Raw genomic sequence first — 8,337 nt, forward strand, 5'->3', positions numbered from 1 at the left:
AGGATTTTTCCTAGACAAGTAGGAAATGAGTTAGAACATATAGCGAACAAATGAGTCGCAAGGAATTTGATCATGCATTTGCTGTCGACGATCGAACGCTATCTGCGCGAAAGCGGCGTTCCCGCCTCGCGTTTCGGCCGGGAGGCGATGGGCGATCCCGGCTTCGTCGCGTCGCTCCGCCGCGGCCGCGAACCCCGCGATGGGACCATCCAGCGGGTCAGCGCCTATTTGGCGTCCACCAGGCAGCGGCTGAACGGCGCAGGATGAGCGATCCCATCAAGGCGATCACCAGCCGGATCGACCGCCGGTGCGCCGCGCTCGCCACCACTGCGCTGCGGCGGAGCGAAAGCGATCCATGGCAAAGCCTGACCTTCGACGGCGGCCGCCACCGGATCGAGCTGAGCCTTAGTGGGCTGCGCGTCGACGATGCGCTCGATGCGTTGCGCGAAGAGATCGGAGCACCGGATTTCGCGATACCGGGCCACATGGTCGCAGAAATCCGCATATCGGACATTGAACGCAACGATGGAGAAGCCCTGGTCCGGCTCGATGCCATGACAATTGCGAGCTAGGATTGTCGTCCCGGACCGTAACGGTCGATCGTCGATCCCGACATGCCTGAAGGAGGATGAAGAACCGCAGGCGGCGAAAAGGCGATCAGCGACATGACCATGACCATGACCATGGCCAAGCTGGGCATCGAGCTGATGCGGCACGGCATAGATGGGATCTATGAGGCATATACCATATTGGCCTCTGGCGTGATTGGCACGCGTTGGCGATGCTCGACCGACCGCTTTCGATGGGCTGCGGAGGCCATTCGACACTTGGCATCTGACATGCTCCCAGAGGGCGAAGCCGGCAATTTCGGGGACCGCATATGGACGGAGTTCGCGTAGGCAGAAGGGTGATAGGTGTGGACGCGCCAGTCACGGTGGGCTGGGAAAACATCCCACGGGTGCAAGGCGGCCCGCTGAAGCAGTTCATATTCACCTGGTTCCAGCCCACGGCGCTCTTCGCGCTGATCCTGTTCTGGTATTACGCGCCCAACTCGATCGCCAAGGCATCGACCGGCATCGGCATCGGCATCGGCTTCAGGGTACTGCTACTGGGGCTCGAATGGGTCAATCCGCGGTATGAAAGCTGGCGCCTGACTTGGAAGGAACTGGTGACCGACCTGTTCTATGTCGGGCTGGGCTATACGATCCTCAACCTGATAGAACATTATATCGGCAGCGACGCCGTCATCGAGGCGGTCCAACACTCTTTTGACTGGGAAAAGCTTGCTTGGTTCACGGGCCTGCCGCTCCTGCTGCAGGCCTTCCTGATCTCGTTCACCTTCGATTTCGGGCAATATTGGATGCATCGCGGGATGCATAACTGGTACCCGTTGTGGCTGCCGCATTCGGTGCACCACTACATCACCCAGCTCAACATCAACAAGGGCGCGGTCGGCAACCCGCTTGAGCTCTTCCTCATCGGGCTGGGCATAGGCGGCTTCTTCGATTTCCTGCCCCGCGCAGCCATGCTCGCCGGCACCATCGGCCTGGCGGTCGGCAGCTATCAGCACATCAACGTCCGCTTCAACTCGCCGCGCTGGTGGCGCTTCCTGTTTAACACCACCGAACATCACAGCCTGCACCATTCGCAGGATTACGAGTCCACGCGCAGCAACTACTCCAATAGCTGGATCATCATCGATCGCATGTTCGGCACCTGCATTGACGGCGAAGCGGAATTGCTGGGCATGGAGGGCGGGCGCCGCATGTCGATCCGCGAGCAGATGACCTATCCCTTCACCGAAGGCTGGAAGGCGCTCAAGGAAGGCTACGGCCGGTCCGTGGCGGTGCCCGCCGAGTGACCGTCCTGCTCCCGCTCGCACACCTCGCCCCGCCGACCCGCCAGAAACTCTCCGCAAGGGAGATTGCGTGAACATCCGCTTTGCCGACTGGATCTGGAACATCAAGGGCAGCCTGGCGCTCCCGATCGGGCAGTCGACCGATGATGCGTTCCGAAGGCTCGACCCGCTGTTCCGCGAGAGCGGGACTAGCTATGAACGGACGCGCGATACACTTCGCTTTCGCAAGAAGGATCAGCCGGCGCAGGACAAGATGTCCGTTTTCGACGGTGGCGTCCTGCAGATCGAAGAAGGCTCGGCGGGACGTGTTTTACGCTATCGGCTGACTAGCCGGACGTTGCTGTTCTGCTTTCTGGCACCGCTCTTGTTCCTGAGTTTCGCCGGTTTGACCTTCGCCGTCGGCAAGTTCGAGGAACCGTCGGCCAAGGAGGATTCGAAAAAGAAGGACCAAAAGAAAGACAAGGTGCTGCCGCAAAACCCGATAGACAAGTTTCTGGGCGCGCCCGCACCCGATAAACCAAAAAAGGACAAGAAGGACAAAAAGAAGGAGGAGGAGGACAAACTGAAACCGACGTCCGCCTATGTCTTCGCGGCAATCTTCGCCGCTCTTTATGTCGTCGGACGGATCCTCGAAGGCAGGCTGGTCAAGTCGCTGTTCAAAAAGAGATTGATGGACTCATAGCGCTCCATTTGCGGCGCTCCCCATCCCGAAGGAATCCAGCGGCAAGGCGTCGCTCAGGACAAGTTCCCCGCTCGCGATCCTGCGCTTCAGGTAAGCGAAGGTTTGCGCCGTCTGGTTGAACAGGTGCTCGCCACCTTTCAGCGGCACATAACGAGGGGCTTCCCCGCGCACCACGGGCGCCACGACATAATCATAATCGCACGCGTGGAAGAGCGCGAAGGAATAGCGTTCTTGCCCAACCTTCTTCACGCGATGCCGCGTCGCGACATAGCGGCCGTTGGAGAGGATCTCCATCATGTCGCCTATGTTCAGGATCATCGTGTCGTCGACCAACGGAACGTCGATCCATTGGCCCTGCTTGTTGACGATCTGAAGGCCCGGAGCGGTCGCGAACAGCAGAGTGAAGCATTCATAGTCGGTATGCGCACCGATGCCAGGCCGATCCTCGGCGGTCGCATCGAACGGATAGTGAATCAGCCGGAGCTGGCTTGGCGGATGCCGCAGATGCGCGTCGAAATGGTCTTCGTCGAGGCCCAGGGCCAGAGCGAAAGCACGGAACAGCTGGTGTCCGATGGCTGTGACATGCCGGTAGTAGGCCTCCACGTCCTCGCGAAATCCGGGCATTTCGGGCCATAGGTTCGGGCCCAGCAGCGGTCGTCGCCCGTCGCTGCGCCGATAGTCGCAGTTGACGTCGAAGGCCTCCTTGAGGTCGCGTTCGCCGGCTCCAAGCTTCTCCTCCCCCACCGGGACATAGCCACTATGGTTCTCGGATTTGCCGATATAGCTCTTCATCTTGATGTCGGGGTCGAGAGCAAAATAGGCCTTGGCGCGCGCGACGAGCCTGCGGAACGGGGCGCCGTCCAATTGCGCACCGGTGACATAGAGAAATCCCACCTCGGCGCAGGCCCGATCGAGCTGCCGAGCGACGAAAAGCCGATCGTCGAGCCGTTCGCTCGCCAACCCGGAGATGTCGATCAGAGGCAGGATGTGCGGCTGTGTCATGATCGCATTCCGCTTAGATCGCTCTGGGCATAGCGATAGATATGGCGATCTTATGATCTCCATCGATTTGATCTATGAGCGTTTGCGGCCCGCGCTATCATGCGCAAGGGCCGGCGATGCCTTCGAAGGGACAGCACGCGCATGAGCAGCGATCGGACGCCGCTGATCGACAGGAAATTTGCCAGCCGGGTTGACTGGAACCTGATGCGGACCTTTGTGGACATCGTCCGCGCCGGCGGCATCGGCGCGGCGGCGCGCCAGCTCAATCGACAGCAGCCGAGCATCAGCGCAGCGCTCAAGCGCCTCGAAGATCATGTCGGAGCCGCGCTGCTCCACCGCACCGCCACCGGCGTCGAGGTGACGGCTGCCGGCAGGGCAATGATGGCTTTGTGCGAAGACATGCTGGAATCGGCCAGGATGATGCCGCACGTGATCGCACAGGCGACCAAGCGGGTCGAGGGCATCGTCCGGATCCAGATCGTGTCGGGCCTGGTGTCGTCAGAGTTCGACGAGGCAATCGCGAGCTTCCATCGGCGCAACCCTGCCATCCACATAGAGATCCGGGTTTCGCCCTGGCGCCAGCTCCTCGACGCGCTGGAGCAGGGCGAAGTCGAGATTGGGGTCGGCTATGACAGCAGCGTCCGCGGAAGCCTGATGTACGAGCCTTTGCTGATCGAGCGCCAGCAGCTCTATTGTTCGCGCAGCAATCCGTACTTCGGCTACCGCGTGACCCGGCTGGGCGAACTCAAGGATCAGGGTTTCGTGCTCACCGGCGATGACGAGATCGAGACGATCACGCATCTGCGCAGGCGCTATCGTCTGGGCACGATCGTCAGCGGACTGGCCGAGGACATCAACGAAGCGCGACGTCTCATCGTCCAGGGTGTCGGCATCGGCTTCCTGCCGATCGAGGCCGCCGCAAATGAGGTTGCCAGCGGGAAGCTTTGGCCGATGCTCCACGCCGATTTCGAGCCCGCCTACGACATCTTCCTCCTCGCACGATATGAGCAGGCGCGGGATACCGCGACCCAGCTTTTCTGGGAGGAAGTCGTCCGACGGATCCGCGCGCAGCCACGGTCATAATATCAATCTATGCCTTTCATCAGGATTTTCGCTCTGCCTTCATGACGCGGCGCAGCGCAGTGTGGAGACACTGATCGGAGCCGCGACATGCAGAAGAGCATCAAAGATCGGGTCTTCAACCTGATCCCCCCCGCGATGATCGCGATGGTTCTGGTCTTCTGGGCTTATGGGCCGAAGGCTCTGGTCGATCATCCCTGGGCGCTCACCGTCACGTCACCGTTGATCGTCATCGCCGTGCTCCTGCTCGAACTGGTCAACGAACGGCATGCCGGCTGGCGGATGAACAAGCAGGAGTTCTTCACCGATCTCTATTATTCGATCCTCAGCGCCACGATTATCGTATGGCTTACCGAAAAGCTTGCCGATGATCCGCTCAAGATCGCCAAGACCGAGCTCGGGATCAAGACCGATTGGGTCATGCAGATGCCGTGGCTGGTGCAGGTCATGCTGGCGATCTTCCTGCTCGAATTCGGCCAGTATTGGATGCACCGGTTGATGCACAACTGGACGCCGTTCTGGCTGACCCACGCTCCGCACCACCACATCACCCAGCTCAACGCGGCGAAGGGCGCGGTCGGCAACCCGATCGAGCTGTTCCTGATCAGCCTCAGTGTCCTCGCGCTGTTCGACTTCAACGAGAAGGCCCTGTTCGCCGCCATCAACATATTGGGCGTGATCTCGGTCTTCGCACACGCCAACGTCCGGTCCGATCCGCCGATCTGGTATTCGTTCTTGTTTACGACGATCCGTCACCACAGCCTGCACCACTCGACCGACTATCCGAGCACGCGCTGCAATTACGGTAACTCGCTGATCCTGCTCGACCGAATCTTTGGCACCTACAAGGAAGGTGAGGGCGTGCTTGTCGGCCAGGACGATCGCAGGCGACTGTCGATCTGGGAGCAGACCTTGTTCCCCTTCCGGCCGATGATCGACAGGTACCGGGCACGCAAGGCGGGCACGCGAAACAGCGGCGAACTCGCCGCGAACGACCAGAGCGAGCCAGCGGCGACGGCATGACAGGAATGCGCGCCTCGCGGGTGGAAGCGGCGCGGCGTGCCCTGGCCAAGGGCGACCTGGGCACCGCGCACCGCTTCGCCCAGACGCTGATCGCCGCGAACACCAACGACGCCGAGGGCCACTTCCTCCTTGGAATCGCCGAATCGAACGCCGGCCGGATCCGCGCCGGAATCGAGCATCTCGGTCGGGCGGTGGCGCTCGACCCGCAGGGTGAATATCGCGCGCAGCTCTCCAAGCTGTACATAATCGTGCGGCAGGACGGCGAAGCCGCGGCGACCTTACGCGAAGCCGAGCAGGCACTGCCGAGCGACGCGTTCAGCCTTGATACCATGGGCTGCGTCTATGCCCGCCTCGGCGACCATGTCGCCGCTCTGGCCCACTTCACCGAGGCGGTGCGGCGGGAGCCAGGCAATATCGAGTATCGCTACAACCAGGCGGCGACCTTCAATTTCCTGGGCCATGCCGATGATGCCGAAGCCGCGCTTGAAGCCCTGCTGGCGCTCGCTCCGGACAACGCGCGCGCGCACCACCTTCTCGCAAGCCTGCGCAAGCAGACGCCTGCCCACAATCATGTCGCGCGGCTGACCAGGACCCGGGCCCGCGCGCAGGACGGCCGCGACCGGCTGCTTCTGGGCTATGCGCTCATGAAGGAACTGGAAGACCTGGGCCAGCCTGCCGAAGCGCTGGACGCACTTTGCGCTGCGAATGCCGAGCACCGCGCTACGCTGCCCTATGCTTTTGCGCGCGACGCCGCGGTGTTCGATGCCGTGGAGGCCGCATGGCCGCTACCTCAGGCGGCGAGCGGCGTGCCGACCGACGGGCCGATCTTCATCATCGGTATGCCGCGCACCGGCACGACACTTGTCGACCGCATCCTCTCCTCGCATCCGACCGTGGAGAGTGCCGGCGAGTTGCAGGCCATGCCGCTCGCGGTCAAGAAGGCCGCCGGCACGCGCACCTCCACGGTCATGGATCCCGAGACGATCGCTGCTGCCGTCCAGGCCGACATGGGCGCGATCGGGCGGGACTTCCTGGAGCGGGCACGCCATCACCGGCGCGATCCCAGCCTGCGCTTCACCGACAAATTCCCGGGCAACTTCCTATACGCCGGGTTCATCGCGCAAGCGTTGCCCGCGGCGCGGATCGTCTGCCTGCGGCGCAGCCCGATGGACACGGTGCTCAGCAACTTCCGCAACCTCTTCGCGGTGTCCTCGCGTTACTATGACTACAGCTACGACCTGCTCGACATCGCAGCCTATTATGTCCGGTTCGACCGGTTGATCGCCCAATGGCGCGAAGCCCTGCCTGGTCAGATGATCGAGGTGAGCTACGAGGATCTGGTTGCGGACCAGGAAGGCGAGACGCGCCGGCTGCTGGCCCATTGCGGGCTCTCATGGTCGGACGACTGCCTGTCGTTCCACACCAGCGCTGCACCAGTCTCCACCCCCAGCGCCGCACAGGTCCGTAGACCGATCTATCGTGACTCGGTCGCGCGATGGAAGCGGCACGAGGCGGTTCTGGAGCCCGTCCGGCGCTTCTTCGAGCAATCTGGCATCCACATCGAATGAAGGAAGCGTCTACCATGTCCTTTTCAGCCAAAGCGTTTGGACTCGGGATTGTGCTAGCCGTTGCTTTTGCTTCACCGGTCTCGGCTGCTACAGCTCCCAAGGCGCGGCTGGTGTCATGCGGCGCGGAAAGTTGCCTGCTGGTGACGGGAAGCCGGGCCGATGCGGCCTCAGCCGTGACGGTCAACGGCCATGCGGTTTCCGTTCAGGGAGCGCGCAAGTGGCGCGCCAGCCTGCCGCTCGGTCTCATACGCCAATGGTCCGAACCCTACGCACGGACCATCACCGTCTCCGTCGTCAACGAACAGGCCCGTGAAAGCGCCTCCGCCGAAGCCGATCTGCCGATCGGTCTGCTCGGCCATGACGAGGATCTTGCAATGCTGATCGTCAGTGCAAGTAATAACCACGGCGGCGACAAGTAATAAAGTTACGATTTTTGGTCTTGTATTGAAAATTTCATCTCACGGTTCTATGTGATCGGCAGCCGTCGAAGAGCGGCGCTCGTTCGATGTACAGGAGATGATTATGAGAATCGGCCTCGCGGCGCTCGCCGCGCTCGCTTTCGCGACCTCGGCTTCTGCCGGATCCAACACCGCGAACCCCTTCGCCCAGGATAAGGCAACGCTGAATCTCGCGGGGCTCGACCTCTCTACCGCCGATGGTCAGCAGCGCCTGGCGATCCGAATGGATCAGGCCGCCCGCACCGTGTGCGGCGATCGCATGGCCAGCGTGCACCTGGCTCTCGAAGCCAAGGCGCAGGAATGCCGCGCTGCAGTAGTCGCCGACGTGCGCGCCCAGGTCGAAGCTCGCTCCGCCAGCGCTGCCACCAAGTCGCCGGTCCGACTGGCCTCCGCGCGCTAGAGCCTGATCGTGTGAGGAGGAAGCGCATGGCGCTTCCACCGAAAGCGTGAATCGTGCTCTGTCAATGGTTTAGACCTTGATTCACGGATCAGTCTGATTCAGCCGGATCCGATCAAGGTCTAGGCTGTATCGACATTCAGAGGATTCCCAAGTGGTGGGATGTCTGATTCATGGGTTTCCGCGATTGCGGAGGCATCATGGGGATCAAGCGATACGAGTTAAGCGAGGCGCAGTGGCGTCGGATCGAGCCGATGCTTCCGGGCAAG

11 protein-coding genes are annotated in these 8,337 nt (G+C 61.7%); 10 read left to right on the forward strand and 1 reads right to left on the reverse strand.

Annotated elements, in window-relative coordinates:
* Positions 1–72: 72 nt before the first annotated feature.
* The 5 genes from AC1DQK_RS02275 (at position 73) to AC1DQK_RS02295 (ending at position 2,540) form a co-directional block, all read left to right on the forward strand.
* Positions 73–267 (forward strand): hypothetical protein, encoded by a 195-nt coding sequence (locus AC1DQK_RS02275; protein ID WP_477866923.1) that lies wholly within the window; start codon positions 73–75, stop codon positions 265–267.
* Entirely contained in the window at positions 264–572 is a 309-nt protein-coding gene (locus tag AC1DQK_RS02280; RefSeq protein WP_477866925.1) for a hypothetical protein, read from the forward strand. The genes AC1DQK_RS02275 and AC1DQK_RS02280 overlap by 4 nt, the downstream gene beginning before the upstream one ends.
* A 93-nt stretch (positions 573–665) precedes the next feature.
* Positions 666–899, forward strand: coding sequence for a hypothetical protein (locus AC1DQK_RS02285; protein ID WP_477866995.1), 234 nt, complete (start codon positions 666–668; stop codon positions 897–899).
* Positions 881–1,861 (forward strand): sterol desaturase family protein, encoded by a 981-nt coding sequence (locus AC1DQK_RS02290; RefSeq protein WP_477866927.1) that lies wholly within the window; start codon positions 881–883, stop codon positions 1,859–1,861. The genes AC1DQK_RS02285 and AC1DQK_RS02290 overlap by 19 nt, the downstream gene beginning before the upstream one ends.
* A gap of 67 nt (positions 1,862–1,928) precedes the next feature.
* Positions 1,929–2,540: a hypothetical protein gene (locus AC1DQK_RS02295; RefSeq protein WP_477866929.1), complete on the forward strand. Its 612-nt coding sequence runs from the start codon at positions 1,929–1,931 to the stop codon at positions 2,538–2,540.
* Here the strand turns inward: AC1DQK_RS02295 and AC1DQK_RS02300 are convergent.
* Positions 2,535–3,542: an isopenicillin N synthase family dioxygenase gene (locus AC1DQK_RS02300; protein ID WP_477866931.1), complete on the reverse strand. Its 1,008-nt coding sequence runs from the start codon at positions 3,540–3,542 to the stop codon at positions 2,535–2,537. The two genes, AC1DQK_RS02295 and AC1DQK_RS02300, sit on opposite strands and share 6 nt — an antisense overlap.
* Positions 3,543–3,683: 141 nt before the next feature.
* Here AC1DQK_RS02300 and AC1DQK_RS02305 point away from each other — a divergent pair, with 141 nt between their 5' ends.
* The 5 genes from AC1DQK_RS02305 to AC1DQK_RS02325 all read left to right on the forward strand — a co-directional run bounded on the left by AC1DQK_RS02305 (position 3,684) and on the right by AC1DQK_RS02325 (position 8,071).
* Positions 3,684–4,625, forward strand: a complete 942-nt coding sequence (locus AC1DQK_RS02305; RefSeq protein ID WP_477866933.1) for a LysR family transcriptional regulator — start codon at positions 3,684–3,686, stop codon at positions 4,623–4,625.
* A gap of 87 nt (positions 4,626–4,712) precedes the next feature.
* Positions 4,713–5,645 carry a sterol desaturase family protein gene (locus AC1DQK_RS02310; RefSeq protein ID WP_477866935.1) on the forward strand — a complete coding sequence of 311 codons (933 nt, stop codon included), beginning with the start codon at positions 4,713–4,715 and terminating at the stop codon, positions 5,643–5,645.
* Positions 5,642–7,213, forward strand: coding sequence for a tetratricopeptide repeat-containing sulfotransferase family protein (locus AC1DQK_RS02315; RefSeq protein ID WP_477866937.1), 1,572 nt, complete (start codon positions 5,642–5,644; stop codon positions 7,211–7,213). The genes AC1DQK_RS02310 and AC1DQK_RS02315 overlap by 4 nt, the downstream gene beginning before the upstream one ends.
* Before the next feature lie 14 nt (positions 7,214–7,227).
* Positions 7,228–7,632, forward strand: coding sequence for a hypothetical protein (locus AC1DQK_RS02320; protein ID WP_477866939.1), 405 nt, complete (start codon positions 7,228–7,230; stop codon positions 7,630–7,632).
* 103 nt (positions 7,633–7,735) lie between these two features.
* Positions 7,736–8,071: a UrcA family protein gene (locus AC1DQK_RS02325; protein ID WP_477866941.1), complete on the forward strand. Its 336-nt coding sequence runs from the start codon at positions 7,736–7,738 to the stop codon at positions 8,069–8,071.
* Positions 8,072–8,337: the final 266 nt, after the last annotated feature.

It is taken from the genome of Rhizorhabdus sp. P4_G5 (assembly GCF_056401065.1).

Excerpts from the sequence above, each read along its gene's own strand:
- AC1DQK_RS02285 (WP_477866995.1), top strand. The coding sequence starts at position 666 with ATGACCATGACCATGACCATGGCCAAGCTGGGCATCGAGCTGATGCGG.
- AC1DQK_RS02280 (WP_477866925.1), top strand. The coding sequence starts at position 264 with ATGAGCGATCCCATCAAGGCGATCACCAGCCGGATCGACCGCCGGTGC.
- AC1DQK_RS02275 (WP_477866923.1), top strand. The coding sequence starts at position 73 with ATGCATTTGCTGTCGACGATCGAACGCTATCTGCGCGAAAGCGGCGTT.
- AC1DQK_RS02310 (WP_477866935.1), top strand. The coding sequence starts at position 4,713 with ATGCAGAAGAGCATCAAAGATCGGGTCTTCAACCTGATCCCCCCCGCG.
- AC1DQK_RS02325 (WP_477866941.1), top strand. The coding sequence starts at position 7,736 with ATGAGAATCGGCCTCGCGGCGCTCGCCGCGCTCGCTTTCGCGACCTCG.
- AC1DQK_RS02305 (WP_477866933.1), top strand. The coding sequence starts at position 3,684 with ATGAGCAGCGATCGGACGCCGCTGATCGACAGGAAATTTGCCAGCCGG.
- AC1DQK_RS02290 (WP_477866927.1), top strand. The coding sequence starts at position 881 with ATGGACGGAGTTCGCGTAGGCAGAAGGGTGATAGGTGTGGACGCGCCA.
- AC1DQK_RS02300 (WP_477866931.1), bottom strand. The coding sequence starts at position 3,542 with ATGACACAGCCGCACATCCTGCCTCTGATCGACATCTCCGGGTTGGCG.
- AC1DQK_RS02320 (WP_477866939.1), top strand. The coding sequence starts at position 7,228 with ATGTCCTTTTCAGCCAAAGCGTTTGGACTCGGGATTGTGCTAGCCGTT.
- AC1DQK_RS02315 (WP_477866937.1), top strand. The coding sequence starts at position 5,642 with ATGACAGGAATGCGCGCCTCGCGGGTGGAAGCGGCGCGGCGTGCCCTG.